The organism is Massilia sp. IC2-477, from assembly GCF_020707265.1.
In the GTDB taxonomy this organism is placed as follows: domain Bacteria; phylum Pseudomonadota; class Gammaproteobacteria; order Burkholderiales; family Burkholderiaceae_D; genus Telluria.
On record NZ_JAJFEQ010000003.1, the window covers coordinates 365,549 to 383,979 of the forward strand.

Genomic DNA, 18,431 nt, shown 5'->3' on the forward strand with positions numbered 1-18,431 from the left:
GACCTACCATGAGTGTGTTTGAACGCCCGATCGTGATGCTCGACTTCGAGACCACCGGCCTGTCGCCCGAGATGGGCGACCGCATCACCGAAGTGGCTGCGCTGCGCATCGTCGGCGGCGAGATCCGCGAGCGCTATGTCTCGCTGGTGAACTGCGGCGTGCGCATTCCGTCCTTCATCACCCAGCTGACCGGCATCACCCAGGACATGGTCGACAGCGCGCCGCCGAGCCAGAAGGTGGTGGCGGAGCTGCTCGACTTCATCGGCGCCGACATGCTGTCGGCCCACAATGCCAGCTTCGACGAGAAGTTCCTGAAGGCGGAAGGCTGGCGCATCGGCCGTCCCACCGGCCATTGCGGCCTGGTGTGTTCGCTGAAACTGGCGCGCCGCCTGTTCCCGGGCCTGCCCAGCTACAAGCTGGGCAATCTGTCGAGCGGCCTCGGCATCCCGTTTCGCGGCACAGCCCACCGGGCCGAGGCCGACGCCGAAGTCGCCGCCGAAGTGCTGCTGCATGCGGCGCGCCATCTCGGCACGACCCACGGCCTGCCGCAGGTCGCGCCCGACCTGCTGGTCTCGGTGAACAAGCTGGCGGCGGCCAAGGTCGCGCTCTTCCTGGACAAATACGCCAGCCTCGAGCGGGAACGGCGCGCCACCGTGGCCCAGGCCGCCTGATCCCGCACGCGCGGCGTTCTGCGCATACCACGTCTTTGCCCGCGCGTCGCGTCTCTACGATTGTGCGGACGCAAACTGCTGGTGGGTCGCACTCCTTAAAATTTTAACAACGGCGGACGATCCTGCGCCCGCGTTGTGAAACGGTTCCATTGGGCCGCAAGGGGGTAGGGATGAATCGCCAGAACGCTGCCCGCGAGGGGGTCGAGGTCTTCCAGTGGTTCCTGCCCGCCGCCGAGCGCGGCGATCCGTATGCGCAGTTCAACCTCGGCCTGCTCTACAAACATGGCGAGGCCGTCGAGCGCGACGACGCGCGCGCCTTCGACTGGATAGGGCGCGCCGCGCGCCAGGGGCTGGCGGCGGCCCAGAACCACCTCGGCGCCATGTATGGCAACGGGCGCGGCGCTCCGCGCAGCGACGAACTCGCTGCCTGCTGGTTCGGGCGCGCCGCCGCCCAGGGCGATCCGGCCGCCCAGCAGAACCTGGGCCAGCTCTACCGCAAGGGACGGGGCGTACCGCAATCGCACGAAGTCGCATTCGGCTGGTTCTACCGCGCCGCCGAGCAGGGCCTGGCCAGCGCCCAGAACCTGCTGGGTGAATGCTACCTGCAGGGCATGGGCGTGCCGGTCAGCCACCCGCTGGCGATGGCCTGGTTCCGCAAGGCCGCCAGCCAGGGCCATGGCCAGGGCCAGCTCAACCTCGCCCTCATGTACCGCCGCGGCGACGGCGTCGAAGCCGATGACGCCCAGGCCGTGTGCTGGTTCCGCGAAGCCGCGGCCCAGGGCGTCGCGGCGGCCCAGCGCTTCCTCGGGTTGGCCTATGCCCATGGGCAGGGCGTGCCGGCCGACCCGGACCGCGCCATTTCCTGGCTCGGACGCGCCGCGGCCCAGCACGACACCGAGGCCGACTATGCCCTCGGCACCCTGCTGGCCGCCGGCCACGGCAGCGCCGGCGACGGCCAGGCCCTCGACTGCTTCCTGCGCGCCGCCGCGCGCGGCCACGTCCAGGCGAACTACTGCGCCGGTCTCATGTATACCGCCGGCCGAGGCGCTCCCCGCGACCCGGCGCGGGCCCTGGAATGCTACCTGCGCGCGGCCGAGCAGGGCGCGGCCAACGCCCAGTTCAGCCTTGGCGTCATGTACGCCCGGGGCGAGGGCGTGCCGCGCGACGAGGCGCGCGCCGCCGAGTGGTACCGGCGCGCGGCCCAGCAGGGCGACGCCAGCGCCCAGAACAACCTCGGTGTCCTGTATGCCAACGGCCAGGGCGTGCCGCACGACGACACCCTCGCTACCTACTGGTACCGCCAGGCGGCCGAGCAGGGCCATACGCTGGCCCAGTACAACCTGGGCGGCATGGTCAACAGCGGCCGCGGTGTCGAGCGCGATCCGCTGCGCGCCTACATGTGGATGGTCCTGGCCGCCAGTGGCGGCCAGGACGGCCGCCGCAACCGCGGCGTCGCCGGGCGCCTGGGCGCGGGCGTCGGCCCCTGGGGGCGGGCCCTGGTGAGCCGGGTGCGCGCCGCGCGCCGCCACCAGCACGGCCAGCGCCCGGCAGCCAACTCCTGAGGGCGTTTCTTCCGGCGCATGCAGGGCGGGTCGCCCTGCGGCTTCCTCCCGTATTGACGGGGAAGACATGCATATGCGAGCCCGGCAATTCGCGTTATGATGGCTCTCGGCGCAAGCCGAACCCATGAATAACTCGAACGAGATCGACATGACCCTGAGACACGCAACGCTCGTCGCCCTGCTGGCGGCGGCCTTCGGCGCCAACACGGCGCTGGCACAAAGCTGCCCCGCACCTGGTTCCAAAAACGCCTCCGTGACCTACCCGGTCTCGAAGAAGGTCGACCAGGCTGACAACTACCACGGCACTACCGTCGCCGACCCCTACCGCTGGCTCGAGGACGCGAACAGCCTTGAAACCAAGGAATGGGTGACGGCCCAGAACAAGGTGACGCAGGCCTACCTGGCCCAGATCCCGCAGCGCGCGGCGATCCGCGAGCGCCTCACCAAGCTGTGGAACTACGAGCGCTACAGCGTGCCGGGCAAGGAAGGCGGCCGCTACTTCTACACCCGCAACGACGGCCTGCAGAACCAGTCGGTCCTGTACACCCTGAAGAACCTGGGCGACAGCCCGCGCGTGCTGCTCGACCCGAACACCATGTCGAGCGACGGCACGGTGGCCCTGGCCGGTGTCGAACCAAGCCCGGACGGCAAGCTGCTGGCCTACAGCGTTGCGGCCTCGGGCTCGGACTGGAACGAGATCCGCGTGCGCGACATCGAGTCCGGCAAGGACCTGGAAGACCACATCAAGTGGGTCAAGTTCTCCAGCACCGCCTGGACCAAGGACGGCAAGGGCTTCTTCTACAGCCGCTACGACGAGCCGAAGGAAAGCACCAAGCTGGCCGACGTCAACTACTTCCAGAAGCTGTACTACCACCGCCTCGGCACCCCGCAGAGCAGCGACACCCTGGTCTACGACCGCCCGGACCAGAAGGAATGGGGCTTCGGCGGCAATACCACCGACGATGGCCGCTACCTGATCATCACGACCACCAAGGGCACCGCGCCGAAGTACCGCGTGTCGTACAAGGACCTGAGCAAGCCGGACTCCAAGGTGGTCGACCTGGTCGACAACTTCGACGCCGGCTACCACTTCATCGACAACATCGGCAGCGTGTTCTACTTCAGCACCGACCGCAACGCGCCGAAGAAGCGCATCATCGCGATCGACGTGAACAAGCCGCAGGAGAGCAACTGGAAGGAGATCGTCGCCGAAAGTCCCGACACCCTGGCCGGCGCCGACATCATCAACAACCAGCTGGTACTCGAGTACCTGAAGGATGCGCGCAGCGTCGTGCGCGTGCATGACCTCAAGGGCAAGCTGGTCCGCGAAATCAAGCTGCCGGGCATCGGCACCGTCGGCGGCCTGTCGGGCAAGCGCAACGAGAGCGAAACCTTCTACTCGTTCGCCGGCTTTACCACCCCGACCACGATCTATCGCCTGAACCTGAAGAACGGCGAGAGCACCGTGTTCCGCCAGCCGAAGGTCGACTTCGATCCAATGCAGTACGAGACCCGCCAGCAGTTCTACACCAGCAAGGACGGCACCAAGGTCCCGATGTTCATCGTCTCGAAGAAGGGCCTGAAGCTGGACGGCCAGAACCCGACCTACCTGTACGGCTACGGCGGCTTCAACATCTCGATGACCCCGGGCTTCTCGCCGGCCAACCTGGCCTGGATGGAGATGGGCGGCGTCTACGTGGTGGCCAACCTGCGCGGCGGTGGCGAATACGGCGAAGCCTGGCACCAGGCCGGCACCAAGCTGCAGAAGCAGAACGTGTTCGACGACTTCATCGGCGCGGCCGAATGGCTGGTGGCGAACAAGGTGACCTCGCCGTCGAAGCTGGCGATCGGAGGCGGCTCGAACGGCGGCCTGCTGGTGGGCGCCGCGATGACCCAGCGTCCGGACCTGTTCGGCGCGGCGCTGCCGGCCGTGGGCGTGATGGACATGCTGCGCTTCCACAAGTTCACCATCGGCTGGGCCTGGACCTCGGACTACGGCTCGTCGGAGAACCCGGACGAGTTCAAGGCTCTGGTCAAGTACTCGCCGCTGCATAACCTGAAACCGGGCACCTGCTACCCGGCCACCATGGTGACCACGGCCGACCACGACGACCGCGTGGTGCCGGCGCACAGCTTCAAGTTCGCCGCCGCCGCCCAGGCCGCGCAGGCCGGCGCCGCGCCGGTTCTGATCCGCATCGAGACCAAGGCTGGCCACGGCGCGGGCAAGCCGACCACCAAGCAGATCGAGGAAGTGGCGGATCGCTGGGGCTTCCTGGCGCGTGAGCTGAAGGTGGGCGAAGCCGCTCCGGTGGCGGTTGGCGGTAGCAAATAAGCTGACCCCCTGATGTGAAAACGGCCACTCGCACTGAGTGGCCGTTGTTTTTCGTAGGGTGGGCGGCTTGCCGCCCACGCGGTGATAGTTAGCCGAAGAACGCTCGTAGCGTCTGATCTTGCTGTGACCGCGTGGGCGGGAAGACCCGCCCACCCTACCGTTGTACAACTACCAACAGCGCCTTGGCTTCGGTCTTGCCCGCATTCCGAATCACGTGGTCATGGTCGGCCGGATAGCGCGCCGTCCCCCCATGCTTGATCTTCTTCTTCTCAGCCCCCACTTCGAGCTCGATCGTCCCGCTAATGACGGTCAGGTGCTCCTTGGTCCCCGGATCGTGCGCCTGCGAGGCCATTTCGCCGCCCGGCGCCAGGGTCAGTTCATACCATTCGTACTTGCCCGCCAGGTCCATCGGGCCCAGGATGCGCAGCGAGTAGCCGGCGTGGGCGCCGGGCAGGGTGGGGGTTTCGTGGGCGTCCACCACGCGGATCAGGTCCACCGCGCGCACTTCGGACGACAACAGTTCGCCGATCTCCACGCCCAGGGCATTGGCCAGGCGCCAGGTGATGGCGATGGTGGGATTGGCCTTTTCGCGCTCGATCTGCGACAGCATCGACTTGGACACCCCGGCGATACGCGACAGGTCTTCCAGGGTCAGGCCACGCGCCAATCGGAGGCGCTGTAGCGTGGCGCCAACTTCGGGCGGAGCGTTATTTGTTAGAGTTTTGGTCATTGCCTTAATCGATGCCTGAATATGCTTATAGCGTGGCTTGCCAAGTTCATTAGCTAGGGGTAAGATTCAATATATTGAATTTTCGTTCGACATACAGAACTTGGTTTCTTGAATCGAACGAGCAGACGATACGACATTCGCCAACCGCCGGTCAAGCCGGGACCAACCAGGGAGTGGGAACAACATGAGCGATCAAGCATTTTATAGCGGCCTGCAAGCGAAACTCGAGACGCTGCGCAACGACGGCCTGTTCAAGCCGGAGCGCGTGATCGCTTCGCGCCAGGGCGCCATCGTTACGGCGCAGGACGGCCGCACGCTCATCAATATGTGCGCCAACAACTACCTGGGGCTGTCCGGCGACGAGCAGACGTCAACGGCCGCTGCTGCCGCCCTGGAAAAATACGGCTACGGCTTGTCCTCGGTGCGCTTCATATGCGGCACCCAGACCGTGCACAAGGAACTGGAGCAGAAGCTGTCCGAATTCCTTGGCACCGAAGACACCATCCTGTACGCGGCTGCTTTCGACGCCAACGGCGGCGTGTTCGAGCCGCTGTTCGACGAGAACGACGCGATCATCTCGGACGCCCTGAACCACGCCTCGATCATCGACGGCGTCCGCCTGTGCAAGGCCGCGCGCTACCGCTACGCCAACAACGACATGGCCGACCTGGAAAAGCAGCTGATCGCCGCTACCGAAGCCGGCAAGCGCCACAAGATCATCGTCACCGACGGCGTGTTCTCGATGGACGGCACCATAGCCCAGCTGGACAAGATCGTCGAGCTGGCCGAAAAATACGGCGCCCTGACCATGATCGACGAATCGCACGCCTCCGGCTTCATGGGCAAGACCGGGCGCGGCACCCACGAGCACTGCGGCGTGATCGGCAAGATCGACATCATCACCGGCACCCTGGGAAAGGCCCTGGGCGGCGCGATGGGCGGCTTCACCTCGGGCCGCAAGGAAGTCATCGAGACCCTGCGCCAGAAGTCGCGCCCCTACCTGTTCTCGAACACCCTGGCGCCGATGATTGCCGGCGCCTCGCTGTCGGTCCTGGACCGCATCTCGAAGTCGACCGAGCTGCGCGACCGCCTGCACGAGAACACCGCCTACTTCCGCAAGGAGATCGAGCGCATCGGCTTCACCATCAAGCCGGGCACCCACCCGGTGGTGCCGGTGATGCTGTTCGATGCGCCGATCGCCCAGAAATTCGCCGCCCGCATGTTCGAGCTGGGCGTGCTGCTGTCGGGCTTCTTCTACCCAGTGGTGCCGATGGGCCAGGCGCGCGTGCGCGTGCAGCTGTCGGCCGCGCACACCCGCGAGCAGCTGGACACCGTGTTGAAAGCTTTCGAACAAGCCGGCAAAGAGCTGGGCATCCTCAAGAATCAATAAGAACGGAACAGAACAATGGAACGCATCCTCATCATCGGCGCCAACGGCCAGATCGGCAGTGAACTCGTGACCGCGCTGGCGGAGCAGCATGGCGCGGACAAGGTGATCGCCTCGGACATCGGCGCCACCAACGTCTACGGCGCGGCGCGCTACACCCAGCTCGATGTGCTCGACCGCGAACGCCTCTCCAGCCTGATCGAGGTAGAAGGCATCACCCAGGTCTACCAGCTGGCGGCGCTGCTGTCGGCCACCGGCGAAAAAGCACCGCTCAAGGCCTGGACCCTGAACATGGATGGCCTGCTGAATATCCTGGAAGTCGCGCGCGAGCGTGGCGAGGCGGGCAAGCCGCTGAAGGTCTTCTGGCCTTCGTCGATCGCCGCCTTCGGCCCGAACACCCCGGCCGATCCGGCCCCGCAGTACGCGGTGATGGACCCGACCTCGATCTACGGCATCAGCAAGCTGGCCGGCGAGCGCCTGTGCGAGTACTATCACAGCAAGTACGGCGTGGACGTGCGTTCGATCCGCTATCCGGGCATCATCAGCTTCAAGTCGCCTCCGGGCGGCGGCACCACCGACTACGCGATCGCCATCTTCCACTCGGCCCTCAAGGGCGAGACCTACGAGTGCTTCCTGGGCCCGGAAACCACGCTGCCGATGATCTACATGCCGGACGCGATCCGCGCCACCATCGAGCTGATGGACGCGCCAAGCGAGAAGGTCGCGATCCGCTCTTCGTACAACGTGGCGGGCGTGTCCTTCAACCCGCGCGAACTGGCGGCCGCCATCAAGAAGGCGGTACCTGGCTTCGAGATCGCCTACAAGCCGGACAGCCGCCAGCAGATTGCGGATTCCTGGCCGAAGAGCCTGGACGACAGCCGCGCCACGAGCGACTGGGGCTGGAAGGCGCGCATCGGTGTGGAAGAGATGGTAGACAGCATGCTGAAGAACGTCGACGTGGGCATCGCTGCCTGAACGTCACCGCATCAATACAATAATAAAAACCGGATAGTCGAGACAACAAGATGGACATGAGCGTTTTTGATCTGTTCAAGATCGGTATCGGGCCATCGAGCTCCCACACAGTGGGTCCGATGGTGGCGGCGCGCCGCTTCCTACTGGAGTGCGGCTCGCTGGAGAACGCCGTCGGCGTCGAGGCCCACCTGTACGGGTCGCTGGCCCTGACCGGTGTCGGCCACGCCACCGACAAGGCCGTGATCCTGGGCCTGATGGGCGAGACGCCGCAGGGCGTCGACCCGGATGCGGTCGAGGACAAGCTGGCCGAAGCGGAGATGGACGGCAAGCTCCGGCTGCTGGGTAGCAAGGAAGTGCCGTTCCAGTACCGCACAGGCCTGGTGTGGCACAAGCAGTCGACCCTGCCCGAACACCCGAACGGCATGAAGTTCGTGCTGCAGCTGGCGGACGGCAGCATCATCGAACGCATCTATTATTCGGTCGGAGGTGGCTTCATCACGGCCGCCGGCGAAAGCCAGGGCCGCGCCAACGAGGCGCCGGGGGTAGCGGTGCCGTTCCCGTTCAACACCATGGCCGAGCTGCTGGCCCAGGGCCGCGAGCACGGCCTGTCGATCCCGCACATGCTGCGTGCGAACGAGCTGGCGCGCATGAGCGAGGCTGAACTGGACGCGGGCCTGGACCGGATCTGGGAAGTCATGCGCGACTGTATCGCGCATGGCCTGGTCACCGAAGGTCAGCTGCCGGGTGGCCTGAACGTCAAGCGCCGCGCCGCCAAGCTGTGGAAGCAGGCCCACTGCACCGAGGGCAAGCGCGTCAACGAGCTGCCGCATGATGCGACGCACCATGTGACCTTGTATGCGATGGCGGTCAATGAGGAAAACGCGGCCGGCGGCCGGGTCGTCACCGCGCCGACCAACGGCGCGGCGGGCATCATTCCGGCGGTACTGCGCTATTACGCTGAAGACTGCTGCCCGAGCGATCCGGCCAAGGGTATCCGCGACTTCCTGCTAACGTCCGCCGCGATCGGCATGCTGTGCAAGAAGAACGCCTCGATCTCGGGCGCCGAAATCGGCTGCCAGGGCGAAGTGGGCGTGGCCTGCGCGATGGCCGCCGCCGGGCTGGTGGCAGCGCTGGGCGGTTCCAACGAACGCATCGAGAACGCGGCGGAGATCGGCATCGAACACCACCTCGGCATGACCTGCGACCCGATCGGCGGCCTGGTGCAGATTCCCTGCATCGAGCGCAATGGCATGGGGGCGATCAAGGCGATCACCGCGGCCTCGCTCGCCATGAAGGGGGATGGCACCCACTTCGTCAGCCTGGATAACGTGATCGAGACCATGCGCCAGACCGGCGCCGACATGCAGGTGAAGTACAAGGAAACCTCGCTGGGTGGCCTGGCGGTGCACGTGGTGACGGTGAACCACGCCGCTTGCTGACGTAGAGCCAACTTGGATCCCGGCCTTCGCCGGGATGACGTGCCTATGTAGCGGACTACGGTTGTGACATTCCACCGCTCGCCTTCGAACCGTCATCCCGGCGCAGGCCGGGATCCAATCTCGTGAGCAAAACCCGCCGGTTTTTTTTGCACCACAGCATACGCCCCCAACGGGGGCTATAATAAAAGTTCAACTTTGGCCACAACCGGATCTCCTACCGTATGCATTACGTCTCCACCCGCGCAACCAGCGCGTCCGCAGCACGCAATCCCCAGCGTTTCTCCGACATCCTGCTGGCGGGCCTGGCCCCGGACGGCGGCCTGTATCTGCCTGAAAGCTACCCGCAGGTCAGCGGGGAGGAGCTCGATGCCTGGCGCAAGCTCTCCTACGCGGAACTGGCTTACGAAATCCTGCGTAAATTCGCGACCGACATCCCCGACGAAGACCTGCGCGCCCTGACCGCGAAGACCTATACCCCGGAGGTCTACCGCAATGCGCGCGTCGACGAGTCGGCGAGCGAGATCACCCCGCTGCGCGTGCTGGAAGACGGTGTGCAGGGCAAGCTGGTGCTGCAGGCCCTGTCGAACGGCCCGACCCTGGCCTTCAAGGACATGGCCATGCAACTGCTCGGCAACCTGTTCGAATACGCACTGGCGAAGAACAACGATGAGCTGAACATCTTCGGCGCCACTTCGGGCGACACCGGCAGCGCGGCAGAATATGCAATGCGCGGCAAGCGCGGCGTGCGCGTGTTCATGCTGTCGCCGCACAAGAAGATGAGCGCCTTCCAGACCGCCCAGATGTTCAGCCTGCAGGACCCGAACATCTTCAACATCGCTGTCGAAGGCGTGTTCGACGATTGCCAGGACATGGTCAAGGCCGTATCGAACGACCTGTCCTTCAAGGCGCGCCACAAGATCGGCACCGTCAACTCGATCAACTGGGCACGCGTGGTCGCGCAGGTGGTCTATTACTTCCGCGGCTACCTGGCAGCCACCACCAGTAATGACCAGAAGGTCTCGTTCACCGTCCCGTCGGGGAACTTCGGCAACATCTGCGCCGGCCACATCGCCCGCATGATGGGCCTGCCGATCGACAAACTGGTCGCCGCCACCAACGAGAACGACGTGCTCGACGAATTCTTCCGCACGGGTGTCTACCGCGTGCGTAAACCATCCGAGACCTACCACACCAGCAGCCCCTCGATGGACATCTCGAAGGCCTCCAACTTCGAACGCTTCGTGTACGAACTGGTGGGCCGCGATGCCGAGCGCACCCACGCGCTGTTCAAGAAGGTCGACACCCATGGCGGCTTCGACCTGTCGGGCGCCCCGGGCAGCGACGGCGACGAATGGAAACTCGTAGGCCAATATGGCTTCGCCTCGGGCAAGTCGACGCATGCCGACCGCCTGGCGACGATCCGCGACGTGGCGGACGACTACGGCATCACCATCGACACCCACACCGCGGACGGCATCAAGGTCGCGCGCGAACACATGCAGCCTGGCGTTCCCATGATCGTGCTGGAAACCGCGCTGGCCGCCAAGTTCAACGAGACCATCCTGGAAGCGCTGGGCACGGACGCCGAGCGCCCCGCCGGCTTCGAGAACATCGAGTCGCTGCCGCAGCGTTTCGTCGTCATGCGGCCGAGTGTGGACAGCATGAAGGCCTATATCGCCGACCACACGGGGCTGTGAGATGAAGGCCCCGATGCTGTCCGTACGCGAGGCGCTGAGCCAACTGCTCGATGCGGCGCGCGCCGTTAGTGGTACCGAGCTGGTGCCGACATTGGCGGCGAACGGCCGCGTGCTGGCCGAAGACCAGCTTGCGACCATCAACGTGCCGTCCGCCGACAACACCCAGATGGACGGCTACGCGGTGCGCGCCGCCGACTGCGTGAGCGGCAGCGCGACCCTGCGGGTAGCCCAGCGCATCCCTGCGGGCACGGTCGGCGAGCCGCTGGAGCCCGGCACCGCGGCCCGCATCTTCACCGGCGCCCTGATTCCGCCGGGCGCCGATGCGGTGGTGATGCAGGAACAGTGCGAAGCGGTGGGCGACAGCGTCACCGTACGTCACACGCCGCGCAGCGGCGAATGGATCCGGCGCACCGGCGAAGACGTGGCTGCCGGCTCGGTCATCCTGCCGGCGGGCACCCGCCTGCGCAGCCAGGAGCTGGGCCTGGCCGCCTCCGTCGGCCTGGCCCAACTGCCGGTGCTGCGCCGCGTGCGCGTCGCCGTGTTCTTCACGGGCGATGAACTGGCCATGCCGGGCGACCCTTTGAAGCCAGGCGCTATCTACAACTCCAACCGCTTCACCCTGCGCGGACTACTGGAAAACTTCGGCTGTGAATTCACCGACTACGGCATCGTGCCCGATTCGCTGGAAGCGACCCGCGCCACCTTGCGCGAGGCGGCACAAGAGCATGACCTGATCATTACCTCGGGCGGCGTCTCGGTCGGCGAAGAGGACCACATCAAGCCGGCGGTGGAAGCGGCAGGGCGCCTGAACATGTGGCAGATCGCCGTCAAGCCGGGCAAGCCGCTGGCTTTCGGGGAAATCAAGCGGGAGGATGGCACTTGCGTAAGCAGCTCCACTGGAGCTGCTTACTTTATCGGCCTTCCGGGCAACCCCGTATCGAGCTTCATCACCTTCCTGCTGTTCGTGCGCCCCTTCCTGTTGCGACTGCAGGGTGCGACTGGGCAGGTGGAGCCGCGCGGCTACGTGATGCGCGCCGATTTCGCACTGCCCAAGGCCGACCGCCGCAACGAATTCCTGCGCGTACGCGTGAATGCTGCCGGTGGCCTCGACCTGTTCCCGAACCAGGGCTCGGGCGTGCTCACCTCTACCGTCTGGGGCGACGGGCTGGTGGACAATCCGCCGGGCCAGTCGATCGCCGAGGGCGACCTGGTGCGCTTCATCCCCTTCGCCGAACTGCAGCATTAGGATGGCCATGAAGATCAGCTTGAAATACTTCGCATCGGTGCGCGAGAAGCTCGGCACCGGCCAGGACAGCCTGGAACTGCCCGGTGAGGCAGCGACGGTGGGAGCGGTGCGCGATGCGCTGGTCGCGCGCGGCGGCGCGTGGGCCGAAGCGCTGGGACAGGACCGCGCCGTGCGCATGGCCTGCAACCAGGTGATGTGCGGCCCCGAGACGGCAGTCGTCGACGGGGCCGAGGTGGCGTTCTTCCCGCCGGTGACAGGTGGGTAGGGGGTGATCTAGTCCAGTGGACTAGATCACGGTCAGGTGGACCAGATCACGCTACGCCGACCGCGCGTTCAACCGGAATATGCGCATCCACGACGCATCCGCTAGTTGAACGCGCGTTCGGCAAAGCCGAACACCCTACGGTCAGATCATTGCGATCGACTGCTCCGCCAGCTGCAGCAGTTTGGCGCAGTTGGCGCTGCGCTCGGCGTACTCGCGCCAGGCATTGGTACGCGCCACCGCCTGCCACTTGCGCAGGGCTTCCGCATTCATGTCGACGATCTGGGCGCCGGTCTTGGCATACACCGCCGCCACCGCCGCATCGTCGGCACGCGCCGCCTTGCGCGCAAAGCCTTCCAGTTCCGCGCCCACCGCCATCACCGCCGCCTGCTGCTGCTTGCTGAGGCGGTCGAACACGGTGCGCGACATCATCAGGGGCTCGAACATGAACCAGTAGGCGCCGCCGCGCGCCGTGGTGAGCGCGCGTGCGGACTCCTGCAGGCGGAAGGAAATGAGCGAAGTCGAAGATGTGAGCGCCGCGTCCAGGCTACCTGCGCGCATCGCGGCCTGGATCTCGTTCGAGGGCATGTTGACCACGGTGGCGCCGGCGTCGGCCAGCAGGCGGTCCATCTCGTGCGAGCCGCCGCGCACCTTGAGGCCGGCCACGTCTTCCGGATGCACGATCGGCTTGCTACGCGAGGCGACGCCGCCGGCCTGCCAGATCCAGCTGATCACCACCAGGCCCTGGTCGTGCAGGATGCGCGTCAGTTCCTTGCCGACCGGCGCATTCTTCCAGCCGTAACCCTGCTCGTAGGAGGTGACCAGGCCCGGCATCAGGCCGATGTTCGCTTCCGGCGCCTCGGCGCCGGCATACGACAGCGGCACCAGCGCCATATCGAGGCCGCCGCTGCGCAGTGCCGCGAACTGGGCGTTCGGGGCCATCAGGCTCGAGCTTGGGTAGATCGAGAACTTCAGCCCGCCGCGGGTGCGCCGTTCGACGTTGGCCGCGAACATGCGGCACAAGCGGTCACGGAAATCGCCTTCGGCGATGCTGCCGCCGGGGAACTGGTGCGAGATTTTCAGGTTGTTTGGCTGCGCCCAGGCGGACTGCATCCAGAGTGGACTGGTCGCGATTGCGCCCAGCATAGCCCTACGGGACATTGCTGCCCTTGTCATTACCGACATACACATCCTCCAAGATGTTGAATCGAACTGCTGTGGCGAATCGTGGTTTCCTCGTCGAGCGGGAAGCCATCGTTCGTTGTAGCGGATACAAGAATATTCCTGTTAAAACTATTGTCAAGCGGAATCTTATAGATATGGCAAATCCATACAGATGTCCCGGCGGCAGTATGGCCTGCCGCTGGGTTTCCGTCTTGATGCAGCTTGGAGGGGTGAGCGTTCAGCGCCGGCCGGGAGGCAGGGCGCCGCTATTGCTGCGGAAATAGCGCGAGGCGATGAAGATGCCGGCGGCCATCAGCGACCAGGCCAGGGACATCGGCCAGACGGTCGCGAAGGCTTCGCCGCGCAGGAAGACGTCGATGCAGACCAGCAGCGCGAACATCGTGCCGGCCGCCAGCAGGTATTGTCCGCCCCAGTGGATCAGTTTCTGCATGCTGTGCTCCTGTCGGTGTTATTTGCGGTCGAGGAATCGGCGGATGGCCGCGCTGACCGCATCGGGCTGGTCGATCATCGCGAAGTGGCGCGCCTTGTCGATGGTCTCGACTTCCAGCTTCGGCGTGCCGGCCATCAGTTCCCGATAATACGCCACCTTGTCCGCTGCAGTCATGTTATTCAGGAGCGGCGCATCGGGCGCAAAATAGGGCGCCAGTACCAGCACCGGCGCTTCGATGCGCGCCAGCCCCGGGCGCAGGTCGCGCGCCAGCGCCGCGCCCATGTAGGCGGCGACCGCCTGCGGGTCGCTGCGCGAACTCAGGCGGGCGGCATCGTCGGCCTTGCCCATGTCGACCAGGCCGATGCTGCGCATGTAGGCCAGCTGTTGGGCGGCGAACGCAGGTCCGGTCAAGGCCGCCATCTGCTGGCGGGTCTTGTCCGCCATGACGGCACGCTGCTCGGGCGGCATGTCTTCGGTGCGCGGGAACACCGGCAGGCCGTCGATGGCGACCACGCCGCCGATCTGTTGCGGGCTTGCCTGGGCGAGCGCGAGGGCCAGCGTGGCGCCGATGCTGTGACCGATCAGCACCGGTTCGACCAGCTTGCGGCTAATAATCAGTTCGGCCAGCGCGTCGCGGCTGGCGTCGAACGGGTCGCCCGCGACCGCGGGACGGCCATCGAAGCCGGGCAAGGTCACGACGTAGACGCTGTGGGTGGGCGCGAAGTCGCGCGCCACCTGGCTCCAGACCCAGCCGCCGCTGGACAGGCCCGGCACCAGGATCAGGGCGCGCGCGCCGCTGCCGTGGCGCTCGACCAGCATGCCCTTGATCTCGAAGCGTTCGGCGGCTGCCGGCTGGGCGGCGAGGAAGCGGTTCGGCTGCGGCGGCGCCTGCTGGGACAGGGCCGGCGGCGCGAAAGCGAAGGATGCGGCGAACAATGCGGTGAACAACTGGGCTTTCATGCTGGCTCCTGGTCTGGGGTGAAGATCGATTCGATCGGTAACTGGAATAGCCTGGCGATGGCGAAGGCAAGCGGCAGGCTGGGATCGTAGCGCCCGGTCTCGATAGCATTCACGCTCTGGCGCGAGACGTCGAGCATGTCGGCCAGCTGGGCCTGGCTCCAGCCGCGCTCGGCGCGCAGGGTCCGGATATGGTTGTTCATCGCTCTGTCCAGCGCCGGATGACGCAGATGATGCCTGTCGAGCCGCACAGCACGCACCACACGGTGAACATCGACAGCCGCGGGAAACCCGCCGTCTCGAGAAAGCCGTAGGTGAAGGTGAGGCCGGCCGTGATGCCGGCGCCGAGCGCCAGCGACTCGAGCAGGAAGCGGCGGATGTATTCGTCGACGCGCGCGAAATGCCGGGCGATGGCCCACAGCGCCATGCCAAAGCCGATCATGGGCGACAGCAGCACCAGGGTACGCACCGGGCCTTCTTCCATCGGCCGGCCCCAGCGGATTGCTGCCATCAAGAGCACCGTGTACAGCACCAGCGCTCCCAGCATCTCGCGCATATACGCCCGGCCCACCCGTTTTTCGTGCATGACATCCTCCGTGAAGTAAAGTATGCTTGACATCGTAGTCAAGGAAACTAGACATGTCAAGCTCGCTTTACATTTTTATGCAGGCGGCAAACTCGTCTACAATGCCGCTCCTTTGCTTCCCTTGATGTCTCGATGAGCCAGCTTACCAAGCCACCCCAACGCGTCGCCGTGATCGGCGGCGGCCCCGCCGGCCTGATGGCGGCTGAAGTGCTGGCGGCGGGCGGCGTGCAGGTCGACGTCTACGATGCGATGGCGTCCGTCGGGCGCAAGTTCCTGCTGGCGGGGAAGGGCGGCATGAACATCACGCACTCGGAAGAGATCGAGGCCTTCCGCAGCCGCTATGGCAGCCGTGAGCGCGAGGTCGCGCGCTGGCTCGAGGCGTTCGACCCGCAGGCGGTACGCGACTGGATCCACGGCCTCGGCATCGACACCTTCGTCGGCAGCTCCGGCCGCGTATTCCCGACGGACATGAAGGCTGCGCCACTGCTGCGCGCCTGGCTGCACCGCCTGCGCGAGGCCGGGGTGCGTTTCCACATGCGGCATCGCTGGCTCGGCTGGCAGGACGGGCGTCTGCGCCTGGCTTCGCCCGACGGGGAAATCCTGGTCGAGGCCGACGCCACGGTGCTGGCCCTGGGCGGCGCCAGCTGGGCGCGCCTCGGTTCGGACGGCGCCTGGGCGCCACTCCTGGCCGAGCGCGGAGTCGAGGTGGCGCCCCTCGTACCATCCAATTGCGGCTTCGACGTCGACTGGAGCGCGCACTTCAGCGAGAAGCACGCGGGCGCGCCGCTTACCACCGTCGCCATCGCCTGGCGTGGCCGCGACGGCTGCTTGGTGCGGCGCCAGGGCCAGTTCGTGGTCACGGCGACCGGCATCGAGGGCAGCCTGGTGTACGCGATCTCGGCGCCGCTGCGCGACCAGATCGCCGAGGAGGGCAGCGCCACGATCTGGCTCGACCTGCTGCCGGACTTCGATGCGGACCGTGTGGCGGCCGAGGTGGCGCGTCCGCGCGGCTCGCGCTCGCTGTCCAGCCACCTCGCTGGCCGCCTGGGAATCAAGGGCGTGAAAGCCGGTCTGCTGCACGAATGCCTGTCAAAGGATGAATACGCCGACCCACAAACGCTGGCGGCCGCGCTCAAGGCGCTGCCGCTGGTATTGAGGCGCCCGCGGCCGATCGATGAAGCGATCAGCAGCGCCGGCGGGGTGCGCTTCGACGCCCTGGCCGAAGGCAGCGCGATGCTGCGCGCGCTGCCCGGGCTATTCGTGGCGGGAGAGATGATCGACTGGGAGGCGCCGACCGGCGGCTACCTGTTGACCGCCTGCTTCGGCAGCGGCCGCGCCGCCGGACAGGACGTTCTAACCTGGCTCAATCAGAAAAAGTAACCGCCCCGTCGCCGGTGCGGCTGACGCTGCGTTCGGCCGGATTGCCTGTGACCTCGACGTCGCCATTGCCCGACAGCGAAGCGCTAAAGGTCTGGCGCGCATGCACGGAGCTGCGGCCGGAGCCGGTCTGGCTGACCTCCACACGCTCGGCGCGCAGGTGGCGCGCATCGAGTTCGCCCGAACCGCTGGCGTTGGCGTGCAGCTCGCGGGTGCTGCCGACGATGGTCATGTGGCCGGCGCCGGTGAGCACGGCTTCGAAGCGTTCGATGCCGGAGCCGGCGTTCAGATCGAGTTCACCGTTGCCGCTCAGGGCCGCATCCACCTCGCGGAAGCGACCGTTGAAGCGCAGGCTGCCGCGGCCTTCCATGCGGACCTCGATGCGGTCGCCCGAGAAGCCGTTGACGCTGCTGTCGCCGCCGCCGTCCACCTTGATACTTTCCAGGCGCGGCAGCACCAGCTCGACCTCGATCGGATGGCGGTGGCTCAGCACCATGCCGCGGATGCCGATGTGCAGGACTTCGTCATCGTTCGACACATCGATATTGTTCAGCAGGCGGGCCTCGCCCCGCACCTTCATCGAGGGCGCGGCGCCGTAGCGCAGGTTCAGGTTGATCGGGCCTTCCAGCTCGACCGAGCTGACCCCGGCCGGCACCTCGCGCGATTCGCTCGAGACCTGCCGGCCCTCGGCCTTGGCGGTGACGCCGTTGGCGCGCAACATGGCGTAGCTCAGGCCGATCAGGACAAAGGCCAGCAACAGCAGGCTGAACCCGACTTTCAGGAGTGCGCGCATCCTCAAGCTCCCTTCAGCAGCGACATGTTCATCTTGAGGTAGCGCTTGAGGCCGAGGAAGGTGTATTTCGTGATCACCAGGGACAGCAGGAACAGCAGGATCCCGCCCAGTACCATGACCAGCCCGAACAGGGTCTGGGTGGCGCGCGATTCGCCGTCCATGTCGGTGGTGATCTGGATGCCGGTATCGGCCACCTTTTCGGCGCGCCGGATGACCATGGCGGACCGGCCTTCGTCGCCTGGCTCGGCGTCCGGGTCGACCGGCTGGGGATCTTCCTCGAAGACCTGGATACCGTTCTGGCCGATGGTGACGCGGGTCAGGCCGTTCTCACGGGTCTCGCGACGCTCGCCCGACTCCAGCACCTCGATCCGGTGCAGCGGATTGTTCAGCACCAGCTCATTGGCGCCGGCGAGCCCGCTCGCCGTGATGGCGATCCCGGACACATAAAAGCCCAGCGCGGTGCCGTACACCGCGAACAGCAGCGAGGCGTAGACGGCGGCCGGAATCGCCATGAACAGGTTGAACACCAGCAGCCCCGCGCCGGCCACGATCATGCGCACGGCATTGGCCGGGCTCTTCTTTTCGTCGAAGGCCTGCATGTGGGCGCTGGCGCGCAGCGTCACCGCGATCCTGCGCGGGTCGTCCAGTTCTTCGGCGATGCTTTGCTCGCTGCGTCCGGCGGCGACGCCGTCGACAAAGCGCTGCTCGTACCAGGCCAGGGTCTTGGCCTGGGTTTCCGGCGGCAGGCCGGTCATGGCCCGCTTCAGCGCGTCGAGATATTCCAGTTTGCCCATGTGCTGCA

18 protein-coding genes are annotated in these 18,431 nt (G+C 66.1%); 10 read left to right on the plus strand and 8 right to left on the minus strand.

Annotated elements, in window-relative coordinates; genetic code table 11:
* Positions 1-8 precede the first annotated feature (8 nt).
* From LK542_RS07790 to LK542_RS07800, 3 genes are all read left to right on the plus strand, one after another.
* A complete protein-coding gene (locus LK542_RS07790; RefSeq protein WP_227811446.1) occupies positions 9-671 on the plus strand; it encodes a PolC-type DNA polymerase III in 663 nt (220 codons plus the stop codon).
* Positions 672-841: 170 nt separating this feature from the next.
* Positions 842-2,233, plus strand: coding sequence for a tetratricopeptide repeat protein (locus tag LK542_RS07795; RefSeq protein WP_227811447.1), 1,392 nt, complete (start codon positions 842-844; stop codon positions 2,231-2,233).
* A gap of 148 nt (positions 2,234-2,381) precedes the next feature.
* Complete coding sequence (locus LK542_RS07800; protein ID WP_374040128.1) at positions 2,382-4,565, plus strand: prolyl oligopeptidase family protein; 2,184 nt, start codon at positions 2,382-2,384, stop codon at positions 4,563-4,565.
* Positions 4,566-4,719: 154 nt separating this feature from the next.
* On the opposite strand, the gene LK542_RS07805 is transcribed toward LK542_RS07800, so the two are convergent.
* Positions 4,720-5,295, minus strand: a complete 576-nt coding sequence (locus LK542_RS07805; RefSeq protein WP_227811449.1) for a helix-turn-helix domain-containing protein — start codon at positions 5,293-5,295, stop codon at positions 4,720-4,722.
* Positions 5,296-5,479: 184 nt separating this feature from the next.
* Here LK542_RS07805 and LK542_RS07810 point away from each other — a divergent pair, with 184 nt between their 5' ends.
* From LK542_RS07810 to moaD, 6 genes are all read left to right on the plus strand, one after another.
* Positions 5,480-6,685, plus strand: coding sequence for a glycine C-acetyltransferase (locus LK542_RS07810; protein WP_227811450.1), 1,206 nt, complete (start codon positions 5,480-5,482; stop codon positions 6,683-6,685).
* A gap of 15 nt (positions 6,686-6,700) precedes the next feature.
* Entirely contained in the window at positions 6,701-7,657 is a 957-nt protein-coding gene (locus tag LK542_RS07815) for an NAD-dependent epimerase/dehydratase family protein (RefSeq protein ID WP_227811451.1), read from the plus strand.
* Positions 7,658-7,707: 50 nt separating this feature from the next.
* Complete coding sequence (locus tag LK542_RS07820; protein WP_227803065.1) at positions 7,708-9,096, plus strand: L-serine ammonia-lyase; 1,389 nt, start codon at positions 7,708-7,710, stop codon at positions 9,094-9,096.
* A gap of 221 nt (positions 9,097-9,317) precedes the next feature.
* Positions 9,318-10,793 (plus strand): threonine synthase, encoded by a 1,476-nt coding sequence (gene thrC / locus LK542_RS07825; RefSeq protein WP_227811452.1) that lies wholly within the window; start codon positions 9,318-9,320, stop codon positions 10,791-10,793.
* Between the two features lie 13 nt (positions 10,794-10,806).
* Positions 10,807-12,039, plus strand: a complete 1,233-nt coding sequence (gene glp / locus LK542_RS07830; RefSeq protein WP_227811453.1) for a gephyrin-like molybdotransferase Glp — start codon at positions 10,807-10,809, stop codon at positions 12,037-12,039.
* Between the two features lie 7 nt (positions 12,040-12,046).
* On the plus strand, positions 12,047-12,304 hold the full coding sequence (gene moaD, locus LK542_RS07835; RefSeq protein ID WP_227803062.1) for a molybdopterin converting factor subunit 1: 258 nt from the start codon (positions 12,047-12,049) through the stop codon (positions 12,302-12,304).
* Between the two features lie 141 nt (positions 12,305-12,445).
* Here moaD and dctP read toward each other — a convergent pair whose 3' ends face one another.
* The 5 genes from dctP to LK542_RS07860 form a co-directional block, all read right to left on the minus strand.
* The gene (gene dctP / locus LK542_RS07840) at positions 12,446-13,462 is read right to left on the minus strand and encodes a TRAP transporter substrate-binding protein DctP (protein WP_227811454.1); all 1,017 of its coding nucleotides are present in this window, start codon (positions 13,460-13,462) and stop codon (positions 12,446-12,448) included.
* Between the two features lie 241 nt (positions 13,463-13,703).
* Positions 13,704-13,916 (minus strand): hypothetical protein, encoded by a 213-nt coding sequence (locus tag LK542_RS07845; protein WP_227803060.1) that lies wholly within the window; start codon positions 13,914-13,916, stop codon positions 13,704-13,706.
* A gap of 18 nt (positions 13,917-13,934) precedes the next feature.
* Positions 13,935-14,876: an alpha/beta fold hydrolase gene (locus LK542_RS07850; protein ID WP_227811455.1), complete on the minus strand. Its 942-nt coding sequence runs from the start codon at positions 14,874-14,876 to the stop codon at positions 13,935-13,937.
* Complete coding sequence (locus LK542_RS07855) at positions 14,873-15,076, minus strand: helix-turn-helix transcriptional regulator (protein WP_227803058.1); 204 nt, start codon at positions 15,074-15,076, stop codon at positions 14,873-14,875. Before LK542_RS07855 ends, LK542_RS07850 begins: the two co-directional genes overlap by 4 nt.
* The gene (locus LK542_RS07860; RefSeq protein ID WP_227811456.1) at positions 15,073-15,459 is read right to left on the minus strand and encodes a hypothetical protein; all 387 of its coding nucleotides are present in this window, start codon (positions 15,457-15,459) and stop codon (positions 15,073-15,075) included. Before LK542_RS07860 ends, LK542_RS07855 begins: the two co-directional genes overlap by 4 nt.
* 132 nt (positions 15,460-15,591) lie before the next feature.
* On the opposite strand from LK542_RS07860, the gene LK542_RS07865 reads away from it, so the two are divergent.
* Positions 15,592-16,839: a TIGR03862 family flavoprotein gene (locus LK542_RS07865; RefSeq protein WP_227811457.1), complete on the plus strand. Its 1,248-nt coding sequence runs from the start codon at positions 15,592-15,594 to the stop codon at positions 16,837-16,839.
* Here LK542_RS07865 and LK542_RS07870 read toward each other — a convergent pair.
* Positions 16,823-17,629, minus strand: coding sequence for a head GIN domain-containing protein (locus tag LK542_RS07870; protein ID WP_227811458.1), 807 nt, complete (start codon positions 17,627-17,629; stop codon positions 16,823-16,825). The genes LK542_RS07865 and LK542_RS07870 overlap by 17 nt on opposite strands.
* Positions 17,630-17,631: 2 nt before the next feature.
* Entirely contained in the window at positions 17,632-18,423 is a 792-nt protein-coding gene (locus tag LK542_RS07875; protein ID WP_227803054.1) for a DUF1700 domain-containing protein, read from the minus strand.
* Positions 18,424-18,431: the final 8 nt, after the last annotated feature.